Origin of the sequence: Bacillus sp. SIMBA_005 (assembly GCF_046535585.1) — a bacterium.
Lineage (GTDB): Bacteria > Bacillota > Bacilli > Bacillales > Bacillaceae > Bacillus > Bacillus pumilus.
The window spans coordinates 153,236-180,147 of the sequence record NZ_JAWRWI010000008.1 but is presented as its reverse complement, the minus strand read 5'-3'; the positions used below and the strand labels follow the sequence as shown (position 1 = coordinate 180,147).

At 41.4% G+C, this 26,912-nt stretch carries 26 protein-coding genes; 6 read left to right on the top strand and 20 right to left on the bottom strand.

What is annotated here, in order from left to right:
• Nucleotides 1–9 precede the first annotated feature (9 nt).
• From SB660_RS15175 to xylA, 3 genes are all read right to left on the bottom strand, one after another.
• Complete coding sequence (locus tag SB660_RS15175; protein WP_169057214.1) at nt 10–693, bottom strand: glycoside hydrolase family 11 protein; 684 nt, start codon at nt 691–693, stop codon at nt 10–12.
• Between the two features lie 89 nt (nt 694–782).
• Entirely contained in the window at nt 783–2,282 is a 1,500-nt protein-coding gene (gene xylB, locus SB660_RS15170) for a xylulokinase (protein WP_410583148.1), read from the bottom strand.
• Nucleotides 2,283–2,317: 35 nt separating this feature from the next.
• Nucleotides 2,318–3,655, bottom strand: a complete 1,338-nt coding sequence (gene xylA / locus SB660_RS15165; protein ID WP_180310665.1) for a xylose isomerase — start codon at nt 3,653–3,655, stop codon at nt 2,318–2,320.
• A gap of 214 nt (nt 3,656–3,869) precedes the next feature.
• On the opposite strand from xylA, the gene xylR reads away from it, so the two are divergent.
• On the top strand, nt 3,870–5,030 hold the full coding sequence (xylR, locus tag SB660_RS15160; protein WP_180310664.1) for a transcriptional repressor XylR: 1,161 nt from the start codon (nt 3,870–3,872) through the stop codon (nt 5,028–5,030).
• A 49-nt stretch (nt 5,031–5,079) separates the two neighbouring features.
• On the opposite strand, the gene SB660_RS15155 is transcribed toward xylR, so the two are convergent.
• The 3 genes from SB660_RS15155 to csaA all read right to left on the bottom strand — a co-directional run bounded on the left by SB660_RS15155 (nt 5,080) and on the right by csaA (nt 8,945).
• Nucleotides 5,080–6,684 (bottom strand): glycoside hydrolase family 43 protein, encoded by a 1,605-nt coding sequence (locus tag SB660_RS15155; RefSeq protein ID WP_180310663.1) that lies wholly within the window; start codon nt 6,682–6,684, stop codon nt 5,080–5,082.
• A gap of 23 nt (nt 6,685–6,707) precedes the next feature.
• Nucleotides 6,708–8,099, bottom strand: a complete 1,392-nt coding sequence (locus SB660_RS15150) for an MFS transporter (RefSeq protein WP_180310662.1) — start codon at nt 8,097–8,099, stop codon at nt 6,708–6,710.
• 513 nt (nt 8,100–8,612) lie between these two features.
• On the bottom strand, nt 8,613–8,945 hold the full coding sequence (csaA, locus tag SB660_RS15145) for a chaperone CsaA (protein ID WP_003215734.1): 333 nt from the start codon (nt 8,943–8,945) through the stop codon (nt 8,613–8,615).
• A 231-nt stretch (nt 8,946–9,176) separates the two neighbouring features.
• Here csaA and SB660_RS15140 point away from each other — a divergent pair, with 231 nt between their 5' ends.
• Nucleotides 9,177–9,656: a site-2 protease family protein gene (locus SB660_RS15140; protein ID WP_003216048.1), complete on the top strand. Its 480-nt coding sequence runs from the start codon at nt 9,177–9,179 to the stop codon at nt 9,654–9,656.
• On the opposite strand, the gene SB660_RS15135 is transcribed toward SB660_RS15140, so the two are convergent.
• From SB660_RS15135 to SB660_RS15105, 7 genes are all read right to left on the bottom strand, one after another.
• Complete coding sequence (locus tag SB660_RS15135) at nt 9,646–11,271, bottom strand: YndJ family protein (protein ID WP_339162783.1); 1,626 nt, start codon at nt 11,269–11,271, stop codon at nt 9,646–9,648. The genes SB660_RS15140 and SB660_RS15135 overlap by 11 nt on opposite strands.
• Nucleotides 11,264–11,869: a DUF4166 domain-containing protein gene (locus SB660_RS15130; RefSeq protein WP_339162786.1), complete on the bottom strand. Its 606-nt coding sequence runs from the start codon at nt 11,867–11,869 to the stop codon at nt 11,264–11,266. Before SB660_RS15130 ends, SB660_RS15135 begins: the two co-directional genes overlap by 8 nt.
• Nucleotides 11,832–12,713, bottom strand: a complete 882-nt coding sequence (locus SB660_RS15125) for a hypothetical protein (RefSeq protein WP_169057176.1) — start codon at nt 12,711–12,713, stop codon at nt 11,832–11,834. The genes SB660_RS15130 and SB660_RS15125 overlap by 38 nt, the downstream gene beginning before the upstream one ends.
• Nucleotides 12,714–12,862: 149 nt before the next feature.
• Nucleotides 12,863–13,435 (bottom strand): TetR/AcrR family transcriptional regulator, encoded by a 573-nt coding sequence (locus SB660_RS15120; RefSeq protein WP_058014918.1) that lies wholly within the window; start codon nt 13,433–13,435, stop codon nt 12,863–12,865.
• A 3-nt stretch (nt 13,436–13,438) separates the two neighbouring features.
• Entirely contained in the window at nt 13,439–14,158 is a 720-nt protein-coding gene (locus SB660_RS15115) for an MBL fold metallo-hydrolase (RefSeq protein WP_058014917.1), read from the bottom strand.
• Between the two features lie 37 nt (nt 14,159–14,195).
• Nucleotides 14,196–14,669, bottom strand: coding sequence for a GyrI-like domain-containing protein (locus tag SB660_RS15110; protein WP_058014916.1), 474 nt, complete (start codon nt 14,667–14,669; stop codon nt 14,196–14,198).
• 54 nt (nt 14,670–14,723) lie between these two features.
• On the bottom strand, nt 14,724–15,656 hold the full coding sequence (locus SB660_RS15105) for a helix-turn-helix transcriptional regulator (protein ID WP_058014915.1): 933 nt from the start codon (nt 15,654–15,656) through the stop codon (nt 14,724–14,726).
• 118 nt (nt 15,657–15,774) lie between these two features.
• Here SB660_RS15105 and SB660_RS15100 point away from each other — a divergent pair, with 118 nt between their 5' ends.
• Nucleotides 15,775–16,299, top strand: coding sequence for a CcdC protein domain-containing protein (locus SB660_RS15100; RefSeq protein ID WP_339162796.1), 525 nt, complete (start codon nt 15,775–15,777; stop codon nt 16,297–16,299).
• Nucleotides 16,300–16,331: 32 nt separating this feature from the next.
• Here SB660_RS15100 and czrA read toward each other — a convergent pair whose 3' ends face one another.
• Entirely contained in the window at nt 16,332–16,661 is a 330-nt protein-coding gene (gene czrA / locus SB660_RS15095; RefSeq protein ID WP_007500691.1) for a Zn(II)-responsive metalloregulatory transcriptional repressor CzrA, read from the bottom strand.
• Nucleotides 16,662–16,848: 187 nt separating this feature from the next.
• Here czrA and SB660_RS15090 point away from each other — a divergent pair, with 187 nt between their 5' ends.
• Nucleotides 16,849–18,174: an APC family permease gene (locus SB660_RS15090; protein WP_410583140.1), complete on the top strand. Its 1,326-nt coding sequence runs from the start codon at nt 16,849–16,851 to the stop codon at nt 18,172–18,174.
• 97 nt (nt 18,175–18,271) lie between these two features.
• A complete protein-coding gene (locus SB660_RS15085; RefSeq protein ID WP_003215897.1) occupies nt 18,272–18,934 on the top strand; it encodes a lysozyme family protein in 663 nt (220 codons plus the stop codon).
• Nucleotides 18,935–18,968: 34 nt separating this feature from the next.
• Here the strand turns inward: SB660_RS15085 and prpB are convergent, their stop codons facing one another.
• The 4 genes from prpB to SB660_RS15065 form a co-directional block, all read right to left on the bottom strand.
• Nucleotides 18,969–19,886: a methylisocitrate lyase gene (prpB, locus tag SB660_RS15080; RefSeq protein WP_058014912.1), complete on the bottom strand. Its 918-nt coding sequence runs from the start codon at nt 19,884–19,886 to the stop codon at nt 18,969–18,971.
• A gap of 14 nt (nt 19,887–19,900) precedes the next feature.
• Nucleotides 19,901–21,337: a bifunctional 2-methylcitrate dehydratase/aconitate hydratase gene (locus SB660_RS15075; RefSeq protein ID WP_410583137.1), complete on the bottom strand. Its 1,437-nt coding sequence runs from the start codon at nt 21,335–21,337 to the stop codon at nt 19,901–19,903.
• Nucleotides 21,338–21,339: 2 nt separating this feature from the next.
• Nucleotides 21,340–22,482, bottom strand: a complete 1,143-nt coding sequence (gene mmgD / locus SB660_RS15070; protein WP_410583135.1) for a citrate synthase — start codon at nt 22,480–22,482, stop codon at nt 21,340–21,342.
• 168 nt (nt 22,483–22,650) lie between these two features.
• Nucleotides 22,651–23,190, bottom strand: a complete 540-nt coding sequence (locus SB660_RS15065) for a DUF420 domain-containing protein (protein ID WP_012010243.1) — start codon at nt 23,188–23,190, stop codon at nt 22,651–22,653.
• A gap of 198 nt (nt 23,191–23,388) precedes the next feature.
• Between SB660_RS15065 and SB660_RS15060 the strand changes: the two genes are divergently transcribed.
• A complete protein-coding gene (locus SB660_RS15060) occupies nt 23,389–23,901 on the top strand; it encodes a hypothetical protein (RefSeq protein WP_257474632.1) in 513 nt (170 codons plus the stop codon).
• Between the two features lie 152 nt (nt 23,902–24,053).
• On the opposite strand, the gene SB660_RS15055 is transcribed toward SB660_RS15060, so the two are convergent.
• Both SB660_RS15055 and recQ read right to left on the bottom strand, forming a co-directional pair.
• Nucleotides 24,054–24,845, bottom strand: a complete 792-nt coding sequence (locus SB660_RS15055) for a LysM peptidoglycan-binding and 3D domain-containing protein (RefSeq protein ID WP_007500712.1) — start codon at nt 24,843–24,845, stop codon at nt 24,054–24,056.
• 256 nt (nt 24,846–25,101) lie between these two features.
• Nucleotides 25,102–26,883, bottom strand: a complete 1,782-nt coding sequence (recQ, locus tag SB660_RS15050; RefSeq protein WP_180310649.1) for a DNA helicase RecQ — start codon at nt 26,881–26,883, stop codon at nt 25,102–25,104.
• Nucleotides 26,884–26,912 lie beyond the last annotated feature (29 nt).

Sequence of the window (26,912 nt, the reverse complement as noted above, 5' to 3'; positions counted from 1 at the left end):
TCATTAGATTTATCGAATCATCAGCTGGTTGGTAAACACATTCGCACTTCCGTTGCTTCGGTAGCCTTCTACAGTTAATGCTGTTTCATACATTTTCCCCATTGGCATACCTAGGCTTTCCCATTTTCTGAAATGCTCACTGACGGATACAGTACCGCTCGTACGTTTTGTTTGACGTACACTCCAATATTGCTTAAAGGTAGCGTCTCCAATAATAGAAGGCTGATTGACACGTAGCGTTTCATAAATGTCATATGTGCCTCCATCGGCATAAAATGATCCTTTATACGTTCCTGTTGGGCGATAGGTGCCCCATGACTCAACAATGTAGTATTCAGCTAATGGAGATTGTGTCCAGCCATAGACACATAAGTAGGAATTCCCGCCTGGGTTAAAGGCTGCGTTGTAATTGATGGAGATGTTGCCAAGTTGATGATGAGTTTTAGTGGAATCAAACTTCTTCCCTTTTCGAAACAAAGCATTTCCGATATTGTTCCATTGCGCGCTAAATGCCCCGCCGTTATTGAGTGTCATTGCGGTATTTCCGTAATCCTTCCATAATTCAAAATCGTACCCGCTGTGATTGCCTATTCTATTGTCATAGATCGTTTCCGCATGAGCTGGTACAGCCGTCAGTGTCAGCACAAATCCAATACACATCACAAACAATAGCCTCAATCTTTTCAAGTTCATTTTCCATCCATCTCCTTTTTTCATTAAAATTGTTCTGCCTTCTCTAAGATGAAGCGAGCTCATCACCTCCTTTCATGTCACCCTTTTTGCTAGACGGAACGGTATTGTTCTAACCCCGCATGGATATCTCTTGTTTGTGTATAGACCTTTTGATACAGATGAAACAGATCAGCATATATACTTGCATGCTGCTGCTCTGGCTCATAGACAGCTGCTTGGTGGATAAACTGTTCCGCACATGCTTCAAGCGACGGATACCAGCCGCAGCCAACGGCGGCAAGTATAGCTGCTCCTAAAGCAGGCCCTTGTTCATTGTCTAACTGGATGACCTCAGCCTGAAAAATGTCTGCTTGCATTTGAAGCCATGTCCGGCTTCTTGCACCGCCTCCAATGGAGACAATTGAATCTATGTGTTTCCCAGCTTGCCTGAATAAAGCGATCGATTCATTTAACGAGAAAGTAATCCCTTCTAGCACAGCCCTAACGACATGTGCCCTTTCATGCCGGCTGTCTAATCCAATCAAGCTTCCACGAATGATAGAATCCGCATGAGGTGTTCTTTCCCCGACTAAATATGGAGTGAAGAGCAATCCATTTGCTCCTAGCGCGACATCAACCGCACCTTCTAAAAGTGATTGGAACGATTCCTCTGGAGCCAGTAAATGTTTTATCCAGTTAAGGCTATATCCTGCTGAAAGGGTCACACCCATTGTGTAGAAAGCGTCTTTTTTTGCATGATGGAACAAATGCAGGTTTCCTTGAAGCTCTCTTTCATGACCCTCTTCGTAAGAGAGAATGACGCCAGATGTGCCAATGCTGCATAACGTGCGGCCAGAGGATAAAATACCAGCACCAATTGCTCCGCAAGCATTGTCTGCCCCGCCAGCAAAGACTTTTGCACCCTCTTCGATCCCCGTCTCACGTGCAATGTGCGGAAATAGTGTACCAACCTCTTCCTCTGATGAGATAAGCGGCGGACAAATATGAGGAGGAATATCAAATGCCTGACAAATTTCTTCACTCCACGCTTGCTCTCCAATATTTAATAACAAGGTGCCAGCTGCATCTGAATAATCGATATGAACAGAACCTGTTAAACGAAATCTGACGTAATCTTTTGGGAGTAAAAACATGTCGATTTGTTGATCAATTTCTGGTTCATGTTCCTTTACCCATAATAATTTTGGCAGTGTAAATCCTTCTAACGCTTGATTTTTCGTAATCTTTTGCAGTCGTTCCCCCAGCTTTTTTGTGATGTGTGTACATTGCGCAGTTGTTCGTGTATCATTCCATAAAATCGCAGGGCGGAGCACCTCGCGGGATTCATTTAAAAGAACCAGACCATGCATCTGTCCAGAGAAGCTGATGCCCTCTACTTTCTTTGAAAAGGCAGGCTGCCTTGCCATCAGTTCTTTCATCGCAGCCACTGTTTGCTCAACCCATTCCTCTGGGTTCTGCTCACAATATCCAGGTTTATCTTGAATGAGGCGGTAAGGCTTAGTGGCCTCGCCGCACACCTTTCCATGCTCATCGACTAATATGGCTTTGACTCCGCTCGTTCCAAGATCAATTCCCATTACATACTTCATGTCTTCACTCCTTCAAAACAGGTCCGCTTCTTCAATCAATCTTCTAATAAGTATTGATTTAACCGGGCTTTTAACTGTTCCTCTCTTCCCGATTCGTTTCTAATTAAAGGATGTTTGAGCGCATACTCTTCTAATGTATGAAAGTTTGCCTTTCCTTCTGAAATGTCACGTCCAATCCCTTCAGAAAAACTGCGATACCGGTGCTTGATCACATCTTCAAACACACGATCTTCTATGAGTCTATGAGCGACCCGCAGCCCTTTTGCGAATGCATCCATCCCCGCAATATGGGCATACAAAATATCTTCAAGCTCAAAAGAAGCTCTTCTAACTTTTGCATCAAAGTTGAGACCGCCAGTACCTAGTCCGCCATTTTGCAGAATTTCATACATAGCTAGCGTTGTAGCATATAAATCGGTTGGAAATTCATCAGTGTCCCAGCCAAGCAGCGTATTCCCTTGGTTCGCATCCACAGAACCGAGCAATCCATGTATTCTCGCCACGCGTAATTCATGCTCAAACGTATGACCAGCAAGCGTCGCATGATTGGCCTCGATGTTCAATTTAAAATGTGAATCTAATCCATATTGCTTTAAAAAGGCGATAGATGTTGCTGCATCTGCATCGTATTGATGAGTGGTTGGCTCCTTTGGCTTAGGCTCAATTAAAAATTGGCCAGTGTATCCAATTTCCTTTGCATAATCTACAGCCATATGCAAAAATGACGCCATGTGGTCAAGCTCTCTTTTCATATCAGTATTCAGCAGAGTATCGTATCCTTCTCGTCCTCCCCAAAAAACGTAATTTTCTGCGCCAAGTTCTTTAGCTGTTTCAATCCCTTTTTTCACCTGTGCGGCCGCATAGGCAAAGACATCTGCATGACAAGATGTCGCTGCGCCGTGTACAAATCTAGGATGCTTGAACATGTTGGCCGTGTTCCACAGCAGCTTGACTCCGCTATCTTGCATGTATTCTTTCATTCTTTCTAAAATGATGTCTAATTGCTGATTCGTCTCTTGAAGCGTATCTCCCTCCGGTGCAATGTCACGGTCATGGAACGAAAAATACGGTACATCCAATAGATCAAACAGTTGAAAGGCTACTTCCAATCTAGCTTTTGCTAAATCCATTCCGCTATAGGAATCCCAGGCTCTCTGCATCGTGCCAGTTCCAAACATGTCTGTTCCATCAGCAGTCAATGTATGCCAATAAGCGACTGAGAAGCGCAGGTGATCTTTCATTGTTTTTCCGCCAATCATTTCGTTTGGATCATAGTATTTAAAAGCGAGTGGATTTTTTGATTGTTTTCCTTCAAATTGTATCTTTCCGATTCCTTCTAAGCTGTGTAACGTTTTCATATTTGAGTTGGCCATCTTTTATTCCTCCTATGATTGCACTTTGTAAGTTGATTCAACAAACTAATGTTCAATTGATGATCCATTCACTTTGAATTTTCCATATTTTTTAGTTTTTTAGAAATATTTTCGTTATAATAAAGTTAAAATCATCCTTCTTACAGATTACAGACGAAAAAAAACAGCTTTTTTCTTCACTTAATCTAAAGACGAAACAAATGGAGTGGATAACATGGATATCGCTGATCAGAACTTTGTGAAAAAAATAAATCAAAAGCTATTATTAAAAGAAATTCTCCAGCATGCGCCAATTTCTAGAGCCAGATTATCTGAACGCACTGGGTTAAATAAATCGACGGTTTCCTCTCAAGTAAGTACATTAATGAAAGAGCAGCTCGTCTATGAGATCGGCCAAGGTGAGTCCAGCGGCGGGAGAAGGCCGGTTTTACTCATGTTTAATAAACGTGCTGGCTGCTCCATTGGGATTGATGTCGGCGTTGATTATGTCAACGGCATTTTAACCGACCTTGAAGGGTCCATCCTTCATGAGGAGCAGATGAGGCTCCCATCAAGCGCTCCTGATGTGACCATACGCATATTAACTGAATTAATACAGCAGTTGATGGCCCAAATCCCCTCTTCCCCATACGGGCTCATAGGTATTGGCCTATGTATTCCCGGGCTAGTGGATGCTGATGAACAGATCGTGTTTACGCCTCATTCTAAATGGAAAAATGTTGACCTGAAAACAACACTACAAGATGCATTCCAAGTACCGGTCTTTATTGAAAATGAAGCAAATGCCGGTGCATATGGTGAAAAAATCTTTGGTGCCGCTAAACATTATGATCATTTGATCTATGCCAGCATCGGCACTGGCATTGGAATCGGAATCATTATCAATCATCATTTATACAGAGGCGCATACGGCTTTTCTGGTGAAATGGGACATATGACCATCGACTTTAATGGACCAACATGCAGCTGCGGAAACCGTGGTTGCTGGGAGCTGTATGCATCTGAGAAAGCCTTGTTTCAGTCCCTTCAAACAAATGATCAGCCCATCTCTCACCAAGATGTGGAACAGCTGGCGACGTTCAATGATATGAAAACGCTCAATGCCCTGCGCAACTTTGGTTTTTACCTTGGGGTCGGTCTCACAAACGTCCTGCATACCTTTAACCCGCAAGCGATTATTTTACGAAACAAGGTGATTGAATCGCAGCCAGCGGTTTTACGTGTGATTCAAGAGGAGGTATCCTCAAGGATAGATACTCAATTCAGTTCACATGTCGAGCTGCTTCCTTCGTCATTAGGACATAACGCACCGGTATTAGGGATGACTTCACTCGTCATTGAAGCCTTTCTGCAAGATGCCACCCTCTCACCATGACAGATTCTTCGATAAAAAAGACAGCTCTTACCGTGTTGTCTTTTTTTATTTATTCTGTTTCCTCATAACGGAAATAGTTGAAATCAGCAGGCAGACGCTCGCCGCTTGTATCCTGGCACTGCATGCCGACAAATGCCCCTGTAAAAAATCCTCCTCCTCGGATGAAATCATCAGATAGATGGCTAGCTTCAAATATCACATCAATTTCCTTCCAGTCTTTTTGATCAAAAGAATAAGAATAGGTATATGTTTCTTTCTGAACGGTCACTTTTAAATACACATAGGTGACCTCCTCTGGAATGACGATTTTTTGTGTCAATGGCTGAGAAAAGGAAAGGTTTTGACAGGCAGATAATTCAAGAATACGGCCAAGTTCCTCGTCATATGTCACCTGAAGCGCAGTCCAATTTTCCGTATTATAATAATTCACAAGACCAGCGGCTTGCTGAAAATTCTCTGGAAAGAACGACACAGCTGTCTCTGCTTCAAAATAAAAGCTTTGCCAGCGCCTTGCAACGAAAGATTGGGTAAACTTAGATGTGAGAGATTCCTGACCATATAACCTTAAATGATGAGGTTTTTCCGTTAATGAACCGATCTGTTCAGTAAAAGGAATTCTTAATGTTTGGAAGTGTCTATTTAACGTTGATTCTTTAAACTCATCGACTGTATGGTGTGTTGGAGCAAAAACCTTTTCGTTGGTCGCTGGCGCTTCAACCTCAAGCGATCCTTCTTTTCCGCCCACAACATACGGCCAGCCATCCTTCCATTCAAGCTTTTGAATCGCTGTTTCTCTTCCTAAAGGACACCACCCTCTCTGTTGAAAAATAGATTCCTTGCTTGATTGAATAGGGCGGCCAGTCAGATGAGCGAGGTACCATTCATTTGTGTGCGTTTGAACAATGGAAGCATGCCCGCATTTTTGAAGCGGATGTTCAGGCGTGTGAAAAGCACTTAAAATTGGGTTATCAGGATGAACCTCATAAGGCCCTTCAATCTGCGGGGAACGGGCAATTGTTGCCGCATGCTCGTACCTGGTGCCTCCTTCTGCTGTTAATAAATAATAGTAATCACCGATATGATAAAGATGCGGTGCTTCTGTCAATTTAATCGGTGTACCTTTAAAAATGACCTTCCGCTGGCCAATGAGTTTCTTTTCCGTCACGCTATATTCCTGCAGGGCAATACCCGCAAAGGAATGGTGCTTTTCCCTATGGTCCCACAGCATATTTAAAACGTATTTCTTGCCGCTTTGGTCATGAAATAAAGAAGGATCAAAGCCAGAGCTATTAAGCTTAACCGGTTCACTCCAATCACCGTCAACTTCACTTGCCGTAACCAAATAATTATGACCATCTTTAAATGGACCATCCACTACTTTAATATCTGAATAAATAAGCCAAAACTGACCATCTGCATAGCTTAGGCACGGTGCCCATACTCCGCCAGAATCAGGATTCCCTTTCATGTCCAGCTGCGACGTTTTTTGCAAAGGACGCGCAGCAAGCCGCCAATGGACGAGATCCTTCGAATGATAAATTTGCACCCCTGGAAACCATTCAAATGTAGAGACCGCCATGTAATAATCTTCTCCTACACGGCAAATACTTGGGTCCGGGTTAAATCCTTTGAGCACTGGATTGGTAATTTTCATTCAACTTCCTCCTCTTTCACGACCTACATTTTAAAATCATCCATATGATCGATATATACTTGATCCCTATTCTCAAGTTCCCTCACGACTTTTTGGTGCTCTTCTTCATCTAAATTATAAAAATTAATATCAATCATCGCTAAAATCAGTAAGCATACGGGAATCACTGTTACCGTGATTAAAATGCCAAGCAATGCTTCTGGCGTCTGTATTTGGTTTGCAACATAGCCAAATCGATCGAGTACAAGCCCCGGAACGATCCCGCCTAATGCCATCCCAAATTTAAAGAAAAATCCAATGACTGCGTAGATAAGTCCGCCCATCCTTTTTCCAGTTTTATATTCGCCATATTCAACAGTCTCAGGAATGAGTGCCCACATGTATGCACCGGCTGTAATACTACCCGCAGCAGCAACGAGCCTGAAAATCAGGATTAACGTGATTTGACTCGGCGGTATCACAAGTAAGGCAAGAAGACCTACGATATTCAGCGCTAAAGAATAATTCAGCAGCTTTTTCTTACCTAACAACTTGTGCAGCTTCGGAATAAACGGCAGCACCATTAAAGCTGGCAGACTGCCAATGAGTCCGTACCATTTCACTAAATCTTCTCTGCCAAGATTATACGTCACATAATAGATCCCAACAGAGTTGCTGATCGAGTTCACACCAAAAATAATAATAAAGAAAATACTTAATACAACAAGCGGGCGATTCACTCGTAACTGGACAAAAATATCACTGAATTTAATCTTTTCCTCTGGCTTTTGAAGCGTGACACGTTCATTCGTACTTTTAAAACAGAAAATCAATAATGCACCGCCAAGAACGCCTAGAAAAGCCATCGTCATCTGCCAGCCAAGTGCTGTATTTCCTGTCGTATCACTTAAAAAGGTCGCAAGAAAAGGAACAAAAAAAGCCACAACCAGACCGCCTAGATTGGCAAACACCATACGAACGGACGTAATACTAACAACTTCTTGGTTATTTCTTGTCATTGCGGAAGTTAAAGCACCATAAGGAACGTTGATGAATGTGTATGTAAGCGATAAACCAACATACGTGATGTAGGCATAAATGAGTTTACCCATTTCAGAAAAATCAGGTGTTGTAAAGCAAAGGATGGCAAGTACGACAAAAGGAAACGCACCGAACAACAAGTAAGGTCTAAACCTGCCAAAACGGCTGTTCGTCCGGTCCACCAATGCACCAATAAATGGATCTGCAAGCGCATCAATGGCGCGAACAACCAAAAACATCGTCCCTGCTGCTGCCGCTGATAAACCGTACACATCTGTATAGAAAAATAATAGATATGTAGAGACAGTTGCGTAAATCAAATTACATGCGAAATCCCCTGAAGCATATCCCACTTTTTCAGACATACGAATCTTCTTTAAATTCTCACTAACCATGAGCTTTCTCCCTTCTTCACTTAGCCTCTTCTAACGAACAGATGATGGAGGGCAGCAGCAATCAATACGCGGAATATAAAGCGCTTTCAATTTGTTATAAAAATGTAGCTGAACATCTCATCCTTTCAGCTTAGCCCAAATACGCAGCAAAACAGTCGAATGACAGAATCATCTCCTTCAATATAGGGTTCGATACTTGAAATTCATCTTAGTTTATTGACTAAACAAACTAAGATGAATTCATTTTATAAAATCTGATCTGACTTTTCAATATTTTTTGAAAAAATAATCCAAATAATCGATATCTTGTCATTTATCTTTTGAAATGACATGAAAATCTAAAAGAATTCATTTATTGGTTGCATTCAAGCTCATCCCATGCTATATTAATCAAGCGATGAGCTGAATTGTGTAAGTCGGGTAACATGTCTCTTTGAGACACACACGAATGTGGCGTGTGGTTATTCCGCCTCAATACGCAAAAGACATCTTCTTAGGAAGATGTCTTTTTTCTTACCCTATTTTTGTTCCATTCTCAACCGGTTCATCTGTCGCTAGCAAAACCACGTCTTCTTTTGACGGCATGCCTCCTAAGACAAGCACTTCTGATTTGAACCCAGCAATTCTTCTAGGCGGGAAATTAACAACCGCTACGATTTGTTTGCCAGTAAGATTCTCCGCTGTATAACGCTTTGTCAGCTGAGCACTAGATTGCTTCACACCGATTTCTTCGCCAAAATCAATCTTGAGTTTCAACGCAGGCACTCTTGCCTCTGCAAAAAATTCTGCCTCTATGATCGTTCCAACACGAATATCTAACGCCAAAAACTGTTCAATATCTGCCATCTGACTCTCTCCCCTTCGTCAATGATAACGTAATCTATTGATTATCCATTGTAGCACATTCATTTTGTCAAAAAGGAGGTTCAAAAAGCCTATACAGCGCTAACATCATCTTTATAGTTTACATAATAAATTTATAGTCGCGTATTAAATGTTTGCATCCTAAAAATGAATTCGGTAGAATGGCAAATAATCCTACTGCTTCCTCTCGAATCATTTGGGGAGGGTTCACACTTGTTTACACTATCAGATATGTGGACGTTTTGCTGGTCGTTTTTTGTCATTCTTCCTATTGTTGCCATCCTGCATCAACTTGGCCATATTGTGGTCGCGTGGATGTTTGGAGCAAAGGTTTCCTTTGCTCTTGGCAGAGGCAAAAAAGTGTTGAAAGTAGGCGTCGTTGAAATTAGACGAATCTATTTTCTAGATGCATTTTGCCACTATGAAGAAATGAGGAAAAATAACCGATTGTCGCACATTCTTGTCTACTTAGGCGGTTCATTATGCAACTTGCTCAGTGTTCTCATACTGAACACAATGATCGCCAATGATTTCCTGCCAGAGCACCAATTTTTCTATCAATTTGCTTACTTCTCAGTCTACTATGTATTTTTTGCACTTCTGCCAGTCCAGTATGCAGATCATCATCCGAGTGATGGGCAAGCGATTGTGAACATCATTCGGCACGGTGAACCATGTGACATCATTGACTAACATGATGACTGTCAATATGATAATGAATCGTTAAAAAAGGAATACCGAACAGCTTCATTTGATGTACCGCTGTGAGACTTTCATCCGTCTGCGGCTTCATATGAAAGCTTTCTTCCATTGGCAGTTTCATGGTGATAAAAGGCGTATGAACATACAATCCTTCGTCACCGGTACTGCCTTTTGGACATGTACTTTTTAATAAAAAATCTCCTTTTTCATCAAAAGGCTTTAAAATAGCTGTCAGCTGAGAATAAGGAAGTGGCAGCGCAATATTCAAATAACCCCCAGCTGCATCGTAATGAAGAGCATAAAGTGCAAAAAAGACTTGCTCTCCTTTTGCGTTGTAACGTATCCAAGCCCGAACATTTTTCCTTTCTTCCTTTGGATGTTGAAATCTAGTCAGACGTCCCTTCATTTCATATGGATGACGAGATAACCCCAAATAAAGCTGACCTATTTTCTTAAACATTGGCTGAAGTAAAAAAACAAACGGCCTTACCCACCTATGAAAGCTGACGGCTGCTTTTAATGTAAATGCCATAGGGTCTTCATAAAATCTGCGAATCACGGGTGACACCCTATCAGCTGAAAATGTCTTTCCATTTAATTCATCAAGAGAATCGACTAAACCAAGCTTCTCAAAGTCATGCGCGCTGTCCTCTTGAATCGAGTTCATCTGAAACCGGCCATGCATTTTCGACATCGGAAAGTTCTTCTGCTTTAATTGATGCTTCGGTCCTTCAATCAGCCAGCCAATCAAACCTGGCAAAATCACAAAAAAAGCATTGATACTGCCATGAAACCAAATCATCTGATCAATGCTAATGTAGGTCACACGCATCAGCATACCTGCGGAATAAAGAAGTGATAGCACGATCGTCCCCATTAAAACAAAGCTAGAAAACACAACGAGACCTTTCGCCAAAGTTGAACGAAATCTTGTTTTCACACAAAGGAAGCCATATATGTAGAGGGCCATCACATAAAGTATGACGCTGAACGTATCAAATAGACGGGAAAAGCTAATCCCAACAGCAATCATCAGAGGCGACAGCAAAATCACCCATCCCGCTGCTTTGTATAAAGCTGTTTCTTTTGCTGGCTGCCTCCCTAATAATCCATAAAAAAGCGGAATAAAAAAAGCGGAGTAATGAAAATGAATAGCGGTCAAAAGAACAATGATCGGCGAAAATGTCATCACCTGTATATCTGCTGTGTATAGCCAAAACCACAGACCCCCTAAAGCGAGATACATCCATGCGCCATCAATCATCAGCTCATGAAGCGGAAAGATTCCTCTTTTCAATAAACGAGAAAAGCCAAATAACGCCAATAAGATTGTATATAAAAGCCATCCCGATGCAAACCAAGCGGAATGATAGATAAAAGCGGTGGTTGCACAAAGAGCCGCTATCGGAAAGGCTTTCATTAAAAAGCCGATCAGCATCCCTGGCTTGTGTTTCTCCCCTTCTTTCTCAAAAAAGTGTAAGGCAGCGGGAAGAAAAAATAGAATCGCCATGAGAACAAAAAATTCTGCTACCCGGCCTGTCATGAAACGGGTGACAATAAACCAAGACATGAAGATCAAACTGGATGTCAAATGCCACTTATTCATTATGAGCCATCCTTTCTGTAAAACGGCCTTTATATGTAAAAAGAGTACCAAACAGGCGGTTTTTCACGTGGACATCAATGTTATATTCACCTGCATGCTCATCGTAGCCTTCCGTTACATCTGACACTCCATAAAGCCATGAAGGCAGCGGCCATTCTTTTCTGAACATCAAAAACTTCTGCCGGCCGGATTGGATGTGCAAGAAACCATGCTTTGTTACTGTAAAATGAAGCTCTGACACAAGAAGTCTAGGCTTTCCAAAGTAATCTAGTACTGTATGACTCTCCTGATCAATAATCATATCCGCATCAAAATGCCGCTCCTTCTTTGGGAAATAAAACGTTCGATACCAGTGCATCCCTTCCTCCCCCTTATTTGTCACAAAGGGCTCGTTCACAATTCGGAAAGGAATGTTTTTACCTCGTTCGGGGAAAAAGCAACGAAACAGTGGACCCATTCTGAAGATCAACCGAATGAATCTTGACCCGCCGCCTATTTCCTCCATAGTACCTTCAGCAGAAAACGCGCGGTTGTATCTCTCTTTTAGCTTTGGATGCAGTTTATCGTAATCCTTTACTTGATGACGATGAACGACCATGTCTACCGCCCCTTTTTCGCTTGATTGAAAATACATCTACACAATCTTTTAAATTGATCATACCTGCAATCGACAAAATAAAAAATGCACTCATCACAAGCGGCTCATGAAGCGTCGTTTGCGGGGATAGGATCCCTATACAAAGCATAATGAGAAGAAACATACTTTGTAAAATGAAGAGATATTTCTTTGATCGTTTGGGAATTAACCATGATACGCCTAAAAGCGCATAAAACAATCGGAAACTCGTGCTATGATCAAAAGCCGAATGTGAAAAAGGATTGGCTGCTTGGCTTAGCCAGACGATGGCAAACAGCAAACAAATCCCGTAATGAGCAAGGGTTCTCTCTAGTAATAACCGAGGGTGCGTTCCCTTTTCAAGCCACGTCTTTAATGCACCAAAACTAAAGGCTGTCATAAACCCGATCATTGGGCGAAAAAGAATCCGATCTGCCCATGTCCATCCTTTTCCTTCTTTCGTTTTGTAATCAAATTGAGTTTGAAACACAATGTGATCGCTTGTTTTCATATACTTCCAGTAGCCGCTGCCTTCTTTGATAAAAGACAATGGGTGTGACGATTTAAAATGAAGTGAGGATGCCCGCTCATTCCGTTCATCCATCATTCTTGTTCGATAAGCTCCTGTCCCTGTGACACTTAAACCAAACCCAAGATGCTTTTCATACAAAAAGGATTGGGGCTGTTCATTTTGAGGTTCATTTAATGAAATGGTTGAAAAGCGCAAATCCCATTGTTCATGAAGCTTTGGATTTTGCGTATACTCCCATACTTTCTCTATCGGTGCATGAATGGTTGTTTCCACATAAACGGGCTTTCTTTTCATCTGCCTCTACTCCTCTATGTGAATTATTTCACATAATAAGCATACCATGTTTCACAAAACTGTCAAATCTTTATTCTTTTTTTTGTCAAAAAATTGGTTCAAGATGACCGCCTCTAAAACATATCGATCCACTACCAAAAAAAGACCTGTCAATGAGACAGATCTTCTTTTTGCAACACACCTGAGATATAAAGCTTGACCGCATAGCTCACACTGTCTTCAAGCTGTTCTTTTCGTTGAAATCCATTTTTATTTGAAATATCACCGAAGCCGTGCAATAAACTTCTTAGTCCTCTGACCACATGTGTCATCTCTTCTTCTTTGACACCAAAACGGGCCATGATGGCTTGGACAAATTCAACAAGGCGCTCTGCCTCACTTCTTACTTTTTTCTCCTCCATATGTGAAAAGGCTGCTTCATAAAGACCTGGATGTTCGCGGACAAATTGAACATACTGTTTGGCAAAGGCTAACACAGCTTCTTCTTTATCCAGCCCCTCTGTTACGTGTATGCCTTCTTCACGTAGCATGGACAGCCCTTTTTCTGCGAGTGCCGCCTGAATTTCATGAAGACCAGATACATGATTATAAAGAGAGGGTGGTCTGATGTTCAGTCTTTTAGACAATGTAGCAATGGTCAAAGCAGAAAAACCCTCTTCATCAACAAATGTAGCTGCTGTATCGATGATTTTTTCTTGCGTGATTCCCATTCTTGGAGACACGGTTTACTGCTCCCCTTTCTTCAGCTGCTGCTGCCTTTTTCGAACGGCAGCTTGAAGCTTTTCATGAGGTTCTATAATGAGATCGCCATGTCCTGCAGCAAGACAGGATAGGCGAAGTGCCAGTAATTTTTCGGCGCTTTTGAGTGCGGTTTCTGCATCCCATGTAGCAAAAGCCGGGAAAGGGAAAGACCAGCGAAATTCACCCGTAACAGATAAGCCGCCTTTTGTCACAAGGGCATCCCCAGCAATCACAACTTTTGATCTTTCTTCGTATAAGGATATGCTGCCAGGTGTGTGCCCTGGTGTTGCAATGACTTTCAGCGGTCCAATCTCATCCCCTTCTTCGACAAGCACATCCGGTTTTGTACGAATATGTTTCGAAAAACTGCCTTTGATTTTTTGCTGGGGTTCGCCAGGAAGTAAGGACAAGTCACCCTCAAATAGGCGGGCATCGCGTTTTGATAAATAGACGACAGCCTCTGGAAAAACCTTTTTCACTTCATCTAATGCACCGATATGATCCATATGACTATGGGTGAGAATGATTTTGTGGATGGGCTTGTTCTTTTGTCGAGCAAATTCGATGATCGAGTTTGCTGCCATTTTTAACGCAGCATCAATTAAGATCAGTCCATTCTCTTCCTCAAAAACATAACAGTTTACCGGGAATAATCTCGGCATCAATGTGAGCTGGTGCAGACGGTCAAAAGTTGTCAATCTCATCAAGTGTCCCCCTAAAACTAATATTGTTAGTTTTATATTAACTAATACTATTAGTTTTAGCAAGCATTTCTTCATCAACCGCAATATAAATATCAATTTGCGCTTCTTTTGGATCAATAGATCTTTCGTCATACCATTCAAAGTCGCCTGTATATGTGCGGTAATGGCGCTCATCCCACGTCCAAATCTGCTGCCATGTTTCCCACACGACCTCTTCAATCGGACCCTTTCTCGTTCGGAATTTTACGTAGGCGGAGGCAGGAATCTCTATGATATGTTCTAACTGCTGATCCACGAATTGCCCAGCAGTAAATAAATAAGAGCCATGCTCATCTTTTTCATAATCTGAATACAATCCTATGACGGGCGCTTGCCCTCCGTGAAGCTGCTGCGCAAAAAATTGCTGCCAGAGTGGAGCAATCTTCCGCTCTTTTGTTTGCTCCATTTCGTTTGTTGTTCGAACAGACAGCCCTTTTATCCATTGTTTCTCTAATGTCACGATATCGTACATACATTCTCATCTCCTTTTTTTCTATCATATAAAAAGAAACCTGACAACATTGTGTCAAGTTTCTATTCGTTTGAGAAATTGTTTCAGCTGGAGATCAAACCCTTCTTTGACATGCTTCGGAGAAAGAATGTCAACATCTGGACCTAAATGGAATAGGAAACTATTTAACCAATCATCAAGAGGTACTGTGATGGTGGCAAGATAGGTACCGTCTGAACAGACGTTCAATTCGTTCTCATCTACCCATTCCTTCACTTTCCCCACTGATGCTTCCGTTAACCTGAGCATGACTGGGCTGACAGACGGCTGTTCTTGCCAAGAATCATTCCAAGGCTTCTCTTCGTTTTTGACTCTTTTCGGTTGAAAATACCCTGAAATGGTGACAAGATCGGTCATTCTAGTCAGCTTGAACAGACGAAAAGCTTTTTTTACACAGCAAAACGCATACAAATACCAATGCCTCCCTTTTAAAACGAGCGTATAAGGCTCCACTTTGCGCGAAAGAGTTTCACCTTTCGCATTGCGATAAGTAAACTGAATGTATTGGTGCGCTGACGCAGCTGTATGAATGAGCTGGAGCTTCTGCTCTGCCTGGCTGTCTTTTCCCCAGGAGCTTAAATCAATGAAGACATGGTGCTGTTTCTCGCCTTCATCGGTATGCGGGGCAATGAGAGATTTGATTTTTTTCAGTACATGTTCACTTTCTTTAAAGGAGTATGCACTCGTCATGCTTTCAAGAGCTGTTAAAATGACTTCGATGTCATCATCGGTAAATAATTTTTTCTCTAAACGATAGTCCTCAACAAGTGAAATGCCTCCACCTGCTCCTTGGGTTGTCACAACAGGGATTCCCGCTTGATTGATGGTATCAATGTCACGATAAATGGTTCTCGTGCTCACTTCGTGAAGTTCAGCAAGATCTTTCGCCTGTACTTGCTTCTTGCTAATGAGCAGCATCACAGTAGATAAAATGCGGTCAATTTTCATGACTTTTCCTCTTTTTCATAAATGTAGGTTTTGTTTTGATAAAAAAAGAAAGAATGGTAAAGATAAGTAACAGCCAGCATTCGTTTACATCCCTGCACGTGCAGGAGGAGGTTGCATCATGACACATAACGTGTGGCAATTGTTCATGATTGGGAGCATTATGTTGATCTGCATCATGATTCGAATGAATCGAATGAGACGCTATCAGCTTGTACGCCCCATCAGGCTTTTGATGAGAATGTATCTCTTTGGTCTTTCAGCCCTTATTCTCCTATCAGAAGGATGGCAAAATCACAATATCTTGATCTATGCCGCTATTGGTATGCTTTTTGGAAGCAGCCTTGCTGTTCATGCCTATCAGACGATTCGTATGAAAGAAGAAAATGGCCGGCTGTATATGAAAACGAGTAAATGGATTGAAAGCTTCATTTTATGCTTGTTTTTATCCAGGCTTAGTTTTAAGCTGGTTGAACTGACAAACCATTCGATGGCCAAGATCAGTGTCGTTGAACTGTATCAGCATATCGTGAGCGATGATGCGATGACCATGCTCAGCTTTTTCCTTTTAGCGGCTTACTATGTTGTCTTTTCTTTTCACATGATGAAAGCAAGTAAACGATCGACACATGTACATCATGCATAAAAACCTTCCTATTGGCGTAGGAAGGTTTTTTATCAATCGTGCTGTGCATGGTGAATCATCTGTTCAAGCACTTCCATTACATGCTGATCCTCAGGACTGTAAAAAATTGAGGTCCCTGCTCGTCTAGATTTCACAAGACGAAGATTTTTTAAAAAGCGCAGCTGATGAGAAACGGTTGATTGCATGAGATTCAGTGTTTCTGCTATATCATTTACCGAGTGTTCACCTTGAGACAGCAGGTGCAGAATTCGAATACGTGTCGGATCAGATAAAGCTTTAAAGGTTTGGGAGACAAGAAATAGACTTTCTTCATCCAGCTCCATCCGTTCCTGTTCTTGATTTGTATTCAGTTCTTCCTTCATTTTGCTTCACCTTTCTTGTCCGTCAAATCACGACTTATTCTATGTATCATCATATACCAAAACCTCCGGCATGCAAAGAGAGCACACTTCAGAAAAAAGATTTACTCAAATAGCATTGACACTTGGTAGCATTCTTTTTAAAATGAGCATTATTTATTCATTTTTTTTAGAGGAGCTGATAGGCAAATTGACTGAAGAGCCAAGACTAAAACGCAGCCTGACTGTCTTTCCACTTATTGTGATCGGGCTTGCTTATATGGATCCACTTGTCGTATTTGATTCATACGGCATTGTGGCTCAGCTGACGAAAGGACACGTCGCTGCAGCTTATATATTTACGTTACTTGCATTACTATTGACAGCGCTTAGCTATGGGAATATGGTGAAGGCTTTTCCAAAAGCAGGATCTGCTTATACATACGCGCAAAAAAGTATTCATCCTCATGTTGGCTTTCTTGTAGGCTGGACACTTTTACTGGATTATTTATTTTTGCCTATGGTGAATTTTGCGATTGGAAGTGCTTATTTAACCGCAGCCTTTCCTGATGTACCTCATTACATTTGGATCATCATACTTGCTATCGCCATAACGACTGTCAATGTAATCGGTATCCGGCTTACAGCCAACATCACGGCACTATTTGTGACCTTCCAGGTCATTGTCGCCGTCACTTTTGTTGGGTTTATTATTTATGGGCTCAAGCAAAACGCAGGCAGCGGAGAATTATTATCCGCCCGGCCTTTTTATTCGGAAAGCTTAGATCCAGCGCTTATTTTTTCAGGAGCAACCATTTTATGTTTTTCGTTTCTAGGATTTGATGCCATCTCAACCATGTCTGAGGAAACCATTAAGCCAAAAAAGACGATCCCACTTGCCATCTTCTTAACCGTCGCCATTGGAGGCGTACTGTTTACCTTGACGTCTTATTTTTTGCAGCAAGTATTTCCAAATTTTCAGCAGTTCAAGCATCCAGATGCGGCGTCACTTGAAATTGCGGAATTTGTGGGCGGCGCCTTTCTCCACTCGTTCTTTTTAGCTGGCACAATGGTCGCTGTTATCTCTTCTTCCTTATCGTCACATGCAAGTGCAGCAAGGCTGTTATATGCAATGGGTAGAGATGAGTCGTTACCGAAGCGTTTCTTCGGATATATTCATCCGAGATTAAAAACGCCTGTTTTTAATATTTTATTAATTGGTGCTTTCTCCTTAACCGCAGTCGTTGGCGAACTTGAAGTCATTTATTCCTTTATCAGCTTCGGTGCGTTGATTGGATTCACATTTGTGAACTTATCTGTTTTTGCGTACTATTTCATTAGACAAAAACAAAGAGGTGTACTCAATACATTGAGATACGCAGTGATCCCTCTGTGCGGGACGGCCTTTTGTATATGGCTGTTAACGAGCATCAGTACAAATGCATTAATCATTGGTTTGCTTTGGCTAATTATCGGTTTTGTTTATTTCTGCTACAGACTGAAAACAAGACCCGAATTTACATTTGGGTACGATTGATTATAAGGTTTTCACTTGGTATCTTGTGCAGGATATGGCATAATAAAAAGGCTGTACTTCCCTTTTAAAAGCGGGGCAAAACAGGGGTGAACTGACCTTGAAAAAGAAAAAAACAGGATGTTTTGCCATTTCAGGCTGCTTCACGATTTTTCTGTTTGTTTTCGTATTAGCAGCCATTGTCATGTCCTTTAATCAAAAGGAGTTAAAAAAGCTGCCGATTGATACGGAATCAATTGTTTTGTCGAGATTGGATGATTTCAAACCGCTTGTAGAAACAGAGTTAAGAGATCAAGATTTAGATCAATATACCGCGTTAATCCTCGGTATGATGTATCAAGAATCAAAAGGCAGAGGGGGAGATCCAATGCAGTCCTCTGAATCTCTTGGTTTGAAACGAAATGAAATCAATGACCCTCAGAAAAGCATTAGACAAGGAGTCCATCATTTTTCTACTATGTACAAGCATGGGAAGAAAAAAGGCGTTGATTTGGAAACTATTATCCAAAGCTATAATATGGGAATTGGCTATATTGATTTTGTTGCAAAAAACGGTGGAAAACATTCCGAGAAATTGGCAAAGCAATACTCTAAAAAGCAAGTGAAACGAAACCCAGAAGTCTATACGTGCGGAGGCAACAAAGATAACTTCCGCTACCCATATTGCTTCGGTGACTTCACTTATGCTGAAAAAGTAAAAGAAAAAACGAAAACAGTTGAAGAAAAGATGAAATTGGCTTCGTCATCCTCACCATCATCGTAAAAAAAGCACTTCCTCAATGGAAGTGCTTTTCATTTTATCGATGTTCTTTCCCGATTTCCGGCAGGATCGTTTTCGCTAAATGCTGATCCATTTCCTCATATTCATCATAATGAATCGTTTCATACAGCTCTTGTCTCGTTTGCATGTCCTTTAGCATTCCTTGCTGCGTCCCCTTCTCCATGATTTCTGTAAATAAACGCTCATACGCTTTTGCAGCGACTCTTAGTGATGACACAGGGTAAATGACCATTTGAAAACCAAATACAGAAAATTCGTCTGCATGATAATAAGGCGTCTTGCCAAACTCCGTCATATTTGCAAGAAGCGGTCCTTTAATATTGTTTGACGCATGCGTGAAGTCCTCTGCTGTGATGAGTGCCTCAGGAAAAATAGCATCAGCTCCTGCTTCTACGTAAAGATTGGCCCGGTGGATGACATCCTCCATCCCGTTTACAGACTTTGCATCGGTTCTTGCAATCACCAAAAGCGTTGGTGCCGCTTGTTTAATGGCTTTGATTTTTGCGACCATTTCTTCTACTGGAACGAGTGATTTTCCGTTTAAATGCCCGCATTTTTTCGGCATTTGCTGATCTTCAATTTGAACTGCTGCCACCTTACTTTCTACCATTTCCTTTGCCGCTCTTGCAGCATTCAATACACCGCCATAGCCAGTATCCATATCGACCAAAAGCGGCAGCTGAGAAGCTCGAATGATTTCCTTCGCTTTTTCCGCCATTTCCGTTGAATGAATCATGCCGAGATCAGGCAATCCTTTGCTGGCACAAAAAGCGGCGCCGGATAAATAGAGCCCTTGGAAGCCCATTTTTTTTGCATAGAGCGCAGACATTCCATCGTGAACGCCTGGGATTTGAAATAAAGCTGATTTGTGCATTTGTTCTTGAAAGGCTGCGGCTAAATCTGCTTGACTTGATTCATCATTCACGATCCACACACTAGTTCCCTCCCTTATATGACGAATAGGTCCATAAATGCTGGTACGGTTGTTGTTTTTAATTGATTTGGGTTTTGACAGAGTGACACAATTTGATCCACTTGTTTTTGTGGAAATCTTGTCTTCAAATGATAAAGCCATTTCTTTTCAAGCAGAGGAATGCCTTCCTGCCTTCTTCTGCGATGACCAAGTGGATATTCAATTTCAATTCGGTCTGTCATCGTCCCGTCTTTAAAGAAGATCTGCACACTGTTTGCAATAGATCTCTTTTTCGGATCTAAATAATCCGCTGTATATTGTTTATCTTCTTTGACAACCATTTGATCCCGGAGACGATCAATGGCCGGATTTTGCGCCGTTTCTTCTTCATAATGGTCAGCAGTAAGCTCACCATAGATCAATCCAACCGCAGTAATATATTGCAAGCAATGATCTCGGTCTGCTGGGTTATACAGCGGTCCCTTCTTATCGATAATCCGAATCGCTGATTCATGTGTTTTAATCTCTACTCGGTCAATTTCATCTAATCGACCTTTTACAGCGTCATGCAGGATCATAGCAGCCTCTGCAGCCGTCTGGGCATGAAACTCAGCAGGATAAGAAATTTTGAAAAGCACATTTTCGATGACGTATGATCCTAGCGGCTGAGCAAGTGTGAGAGATTTCCCTTTCATCAGAACATCTTCAAAGCCCCACTTCTCTGCACTAAGCGGCGTTTGATAGCCCATTTCCCCTTTTAGCGTCATCATTGCCAGTCTCACCCCGCGGCTTGTTGCATCACCCGCTGCCCACGATTTCCTAGATCCTGTGTTTGGGGCGTGGCGATACGTCCTAAGCGGTGAATTATCAACAAACGCTTGTGATAAAACATGCTGGACTTCTTCCTTTGTTCCGCCAAGCAATGCACACACAACAGCACTAGTTGCTACTTTGACAAATAGCACATGATCCAAGCCATTGCGGTTTAGACAATTTTCTAAAGCCAGCACACCTTGAATTTCATGTGCTTTGACGATCGCATGCAATACGTCATTCATCGAAAGCGGCTCTTCTCCGTTTGCAAGACGTGTTCTGCTGATGTAATCACTCACAGCTAATATTCCGCCTAAGTTATCTGACGGATGCCCCCACTCCTCTGCAAGCCATGTGTCATTATAATCTAACCAGCGAATCATACAGCCTATATCAAAAGCTGCTTGAACAGGATCTAGCACAAAGGAAGTGCCTGGAACTCTTGCTCCGTTAGGTACAACGGTTCCAGGTACGATCGGTCCTAGATGTTTCGTACATTCAGGAAAATTGAGCGCCAGCATTCCGCAGCCAAGTGTATCTATGAGCACATATCGTGCCGTTTCAATGGCTTCTTTACTCGTAATTTCCCCATCTACTGCATAGGCTGCGATTTCTTCTAATAGCTGATCTGTTTGATTGGCGACTGCTGTTTTATTCATGATCATTCCCCCGTTTTTCTATCATCATCTGAAACTTTTAATCCTCTTGGCCCTAAATACCGGACTCTCGGTCTAAAAATGCGATTATGCAAATGCTGTTCAATGACATGAGCAGCTAATCCACTTGCCCTTGCAGCAAAGAAAATCGGTGTATAAAGCGAAATTGGAATCCCGAGCACGTAATAAATAGGTGCGGCGTAATAATCAAGGTTCGGATAGAGGTTTTTCTTCTCTTTCATGTATGCCTCTCCTGCTACACACATGTCATAAAGCGTTGTATCTCCCTTTGATTCCGTAAGCGTTTTCAATGATCGTTTTAAAAGAGCAGCTCTTGGGTCCATTTTTCTCATGTATACCCTATGGCCAAAGCCCATCATTTTTTCCTTTGCGGCTAATTTTCGCTCAATCAGCGCAAGGAAGCCTTCCGTTGTTTTTCCTTCGAGAAGCATATGCATGACAGCTTCATTCGCTCCCCCGTGCAAGTCACCTTTTAATGAAGAAATTGCTCCAGTAAAAGCACTATACATGTCAGAATGTGTGGATGCGATGACTCTAGCGGCAAACGTTGAATTAGGCAGCTCATGTTCACTATATAATGTGAGTGTTTGGTCAAAAGCGGTGATTTCGTCTTGGGTTGGCGTGCGTCCGGTTAGCATGGTTAAAAAGGTTTCAGTGTAGGATTTGGTCTGATCTGGAGAAATAGCGGCGTCTTTTGTGAGAATATGATAGCTTCCAGCGACAATCGCCGGCAGCTGGCCGAGTAATCGAACAGCACGCTTTTGCTGGCACGCTTCTGATCGATCTTGTAATGCATCATCGTACCCACTAAGAGCAGATATGCACGTTCTCATGGCATCCATCGGATGAGTGGTTTTTGGCAGTTTTGTTAAAATGGATTGAATGGTTGGATGTAAGTTGGTTTGTGAGGAAATGTCTTGCTGAAATTGGTGATATTGCATGGCATCTGGTAATCTTCCATAAATAAGCAGATAGGCTGTTTCTAAATAGGTCTTTTTTTGTGCCAACTCGATGAGGTCATACCCGCGAATTACAATCTCTTCTTGCTGCACATCTAAGTATGAGATAGACGTTTCGCTTGCCACAATGTCTTCAAGCCCCGGTTTATACTGCAATTGTTCAGTCATCATATAACCCCCGTTTCGTTCAATTGTTGTTCTCCAAACGAGCAAACGGCCAGAAATGATGTGAGTCTATAGATGGGAAGATACCGTGCAAGTCGGATACCCAATTCCTATTTTATCCAAAGCACTGCATCTTGTAAATAAAAGAACGTATGTCCAGTTGGACATACGTTAGCTGTAGTATGGAGAAATCATCATATACACAATGACGCCAGTGAGACTGACATAAAGCCATAGCGGCATTGTCCAGCGAGCAATTTTACGGTGGCGCTCGACTTGCATCTGTGCGCCTCTAAACAGCGTAATCAAGGCAAGCGGTACAATGACTGCTGATAAGACGATATGTGTGATTAAAATAAAGAAGTAAATCGGGCGGATGATCCCTTCTCCTCCAAAATGAGTATCAGCTGCCATTGAATGATAGGTGACATACGAAATTAAAAAGACAAGTGTCGTTGAAAATGCAGCAAAGATAAATCGTCTATGCGCTTTAATGTTCTTTTGTTTAATCATGATAAGTGCTGAAAGTAAAAAGATAAACGTAAAGCTGTTCATCACGGCATTCAGTAACGGCAAAAATGTAATATCCAGATGACTAAATTTATCTGATTTTGGCATTAAAAATAATAAAGCGATTAATCCGTTTATGGCAATTGTTAAAATGATCACAATACCAGTGAAATTTTTCGGTTTTTGATTCTGTTCTTTCATGTTTGAAAACCTCTCTTTATTAGTTCCGACTAAGAGTATGTTATTTAAATTTCTCTATAAAGTCAATGAATTCGCTGTCTTCGTCGAATTTTAGACAAACTTGCAGGTTACAGGTGTTTTAACGGCTTGAAAGATCCATCCACTTCCTTTAAAATTGGAATTTATGTGATTTTTATCATTTCTGATAGGATAGGAGTAATGGACTTGTCAATCTTACAAGAAACAGCCAAAGATGTGAAGACATTAGAGCAAGAATTACAGCAATTGCAGTTCCAAATGTATCGAATGCAAGAAAATATGAAAGATATTTCGAAAAAAGCAAAAATCATTGGCATCGATCAAGCGAAAGAAGATGAGTGGCTGATCGTCTCTGCCATTGAAAGTGCAGATACATGTAAAATAATGCTCAGCGATTGTGAAAAAGCTTTTCGCGGACAATCTGATTTTTCCTTAATTGCGGAATATCCTGAAGAAGGAAAGATTCATATTGCCGATATTAAAGGCCCGCCAGATAATGGGTACGGCTCTATCTGCATGAAGCATTTAAAAGAAATTGCAAGAGAGCAGAACATCCCAGTGATTACTGGCGACCTCGTCAAAAGAGACTGGGATCACGTGGACCGCTTAATTCATTTTTATGAAAAGCATCAATTTGATGTCCAGATCAATTGGAAAGAACAAAGCGGAGAAATTTATTGGGTTGACAGCTAACGACACAAAAACCAGCGTTGTATGGGCTTATACGCTGGTTTTTGTCGAAAATGCGAATTTTTCAGAAAAATATGTGTATTTCTGACCAAAAAAAGGTATAATAAAAGCATCAGGCCGCCACCTGATGCTTTCTTCCAAAAAACAATAGACTACTAGTTAAGTACTTTTACTTTGACTGATTTTACGCCCCAATTTTTCGCTTGGGATTTGCTTGGTACATGTACATCAATTTTATTACCTTTAATTGCGCCGCCAGTATCTGCTGCGATGGCTTCACCGTAGCCTTCAACATAAACCTTACTTCCTAATGGAATGACATTAGGATCTACTGCAATCACTTTTGCATTTGGGTTTTTGTTTAAGTTTACCCCTGTTGCAGTGATACCTGAGATGCCACCATCATTTGCTGTATACGCCGTAGCCGTTACAGTCATTTCTTTTTGTACACTTTGACTAGCAGAAGATGATTCTGCTTTAGCTGTTTCCTTTTTAGGAGCAGCTTTTTTCGTTGTTTGCTCTTTTTGGACAGGTGCCTGTTTTTGAACAGGTTCTGAGCTTACCGGAGCTGAGCTTTGACCAGCAACACTTAATGTTGAACCAATCATAATTATATCTGAGTTTAAGTTATTCCAAGACTTAATATCGCTAATTGACACATTGAATTTTTGAGCGATTTTCCAGAGGCTGTCCCCCTTCTGGACTTTGTACTGCTCCTGAGTTTTCTCTTTTGAAGAGATTGTCAATTTATCTCCTACATAGATCATGTCTGTAGATAAATTGTTCCAACCCTTTAGGTCCTTTAGAGACACATCATTTTTTTGAGAGATTCCCCAAAGTGTATCACCTTTCTGTACAGTGATTTCCTTTGCAGAAGCTTGCTGTGCTCCTAATGCTGTTGTTGAGATTGCTGCAACAGCAACCAAGGACATAATAGTCTTCTTCATAAAGTAAATCCTCCCTTGTTAGCTTTTTATGGCGGCTAACGAGTGCTATCGTAACATATGTAAATGTCATTTCAATAACAAAACGATATGTTTTAGATTACAGTTCCTTTACATGAAACATCTCTCTCCATTGGTAAATCAGACCACAAAATGGCTTTATTCCCCGCCATATCAAGGTTTTAAAAGGATCAAAAACAGCCTGATGAAAACGTGTCCAAGTGCAGCAAAAAAAAATTATTTTTCTTCTTCAAACCTTTTATTTTTTCTCTTTTTCTATAAATAAACGAATTTCTTCTAAAAAAACATCTCCGTATTTCTCTCTTTTTTGAGCGCCAATCCCCTTAATTTGGAGTAATTCTTCATCTGTTTGAGGCTCTACCGCTGACATTTCCTTCAATGTTTGATCAGAAAAAACAACAAACGGCGGGACTCCTTGCTCTCTAGCTAGCTTCATTCTCAGTGATCTCAATTGCTCAAATAATGCATCATTTTCTTGAATGGCTTCTGCTTTGATCGCCTGCTTTTTATACACTGCCTCTTGTCCAACTAGCACTTTCTTCCCTTTATGGGTCACCTTGAGTGTTGGATAAGCACCTTCAGACATGTGCAAATACTCTTCTGTAATTAAAAATTCAATGAAGTCACTGATTTGCTGAGTCGAATGTTGTTTCATTAAAGCATATGTAGGGAGACGGTCAAAACCTAGCTCTAGCACTTTTTTGTTTTTAGAGCCTGCCAGTACTTGGGCGATCATCATTTTACCGAATCGCTCATTCATTCTCACTGTACAGGATAACACCATCTGTGCTTCTCTTGTGACCTCTTCACGCTCTCTTTCATCAAGGCAGTTACTGCATTTACCGCAAGGCGAACTAGCTGTTTGATCAAAATAGTCCATCACAAATTGCTGCAAACATTGCTCAGTATGACAGTAATCCACCATTTGCCTTAATTTAAGCAGCTCATGCTGGTAGCGCGTCTCATCTTCTATTGACTGCTCAATGAGAAAGCGCTGCACTCTTACACCTTGAGGTGAAAACAGTAAGATGCATTCACTTTCAAGCCCATCTCTGCCGGCACGGCCAGCTTCTTGATAGTAGCTTTCAATATCCCTAGGAATTTGATGATGGATCACAAAACGCACATTCGACTTATTGATTCCCATGCCAAATGCTGATGTTGCGACCATCACCTGGATGTCATCATTTAAAAAGAGGTTTTGCTGCTCTTCTCTCGTATGATCATCCAATCCCCCATGATAAACGCCAGCTTTGATCTTTTGTTTTTTTAGACGATGATAAATATTATCCGCTTCTTTACGAGTGGCGGTATATATAATGCCAGACTCAAGACTGTTTTTCTTCATATACTGTGTGATAAAACGTTCACTGTTTTCTCCTTTGATCACTTGAAAGGACAAATTTTCTCTAGCAAACCCAGTAAAGATGGTTTCTTCTCCGTTTATACCAAGCTGTTCACATATATCTTGATGGACCTTTTTCGTCGCTGTAGCTGTTAATGCAACAATCACCGGTCTTTTTGACAGCTTGTTCAAGCATTCTTGAATGAAGCGATAACTTGGCCTAAAATCATGTCCCCACTCAGATATACAGTGCGCTTCATCAATCGCAATTAAAGGAATCGTTAACCGATCTAGCAGCTGAAAAAAACGTTCATTTTGTAAGCGTTCAGGTGTGATATAAAGCAGTTCATATTCCCCATTTTCGCATTTTTTCAGCCTTTCATTCATTTCAGCTGCGGACAGGGTGCTGTTTAAAAAGGAAGAACGTATGCCCATCTCATTTAACGCATCAACCTGATCCTTCATTAATGAAATAAGCGGAGATACGACGATCGTTGTACCTTCCATCATTAGTGCAGGAATCTGATAGCAAACTGACTTCCCTCCGCCTGTCGGCATAATGCAGACAGTATCCTTTTGTTTATTTACAATTGCTTCAATGGCTTGTTTCTGTCCTTTTCTAAAGGCATCAAAGCCATAATATTGTTTCAGGAGTGCTTCTGCTTGTTCTAACATCCAATTCCCTCTCCGTCATTTGTTTTGTC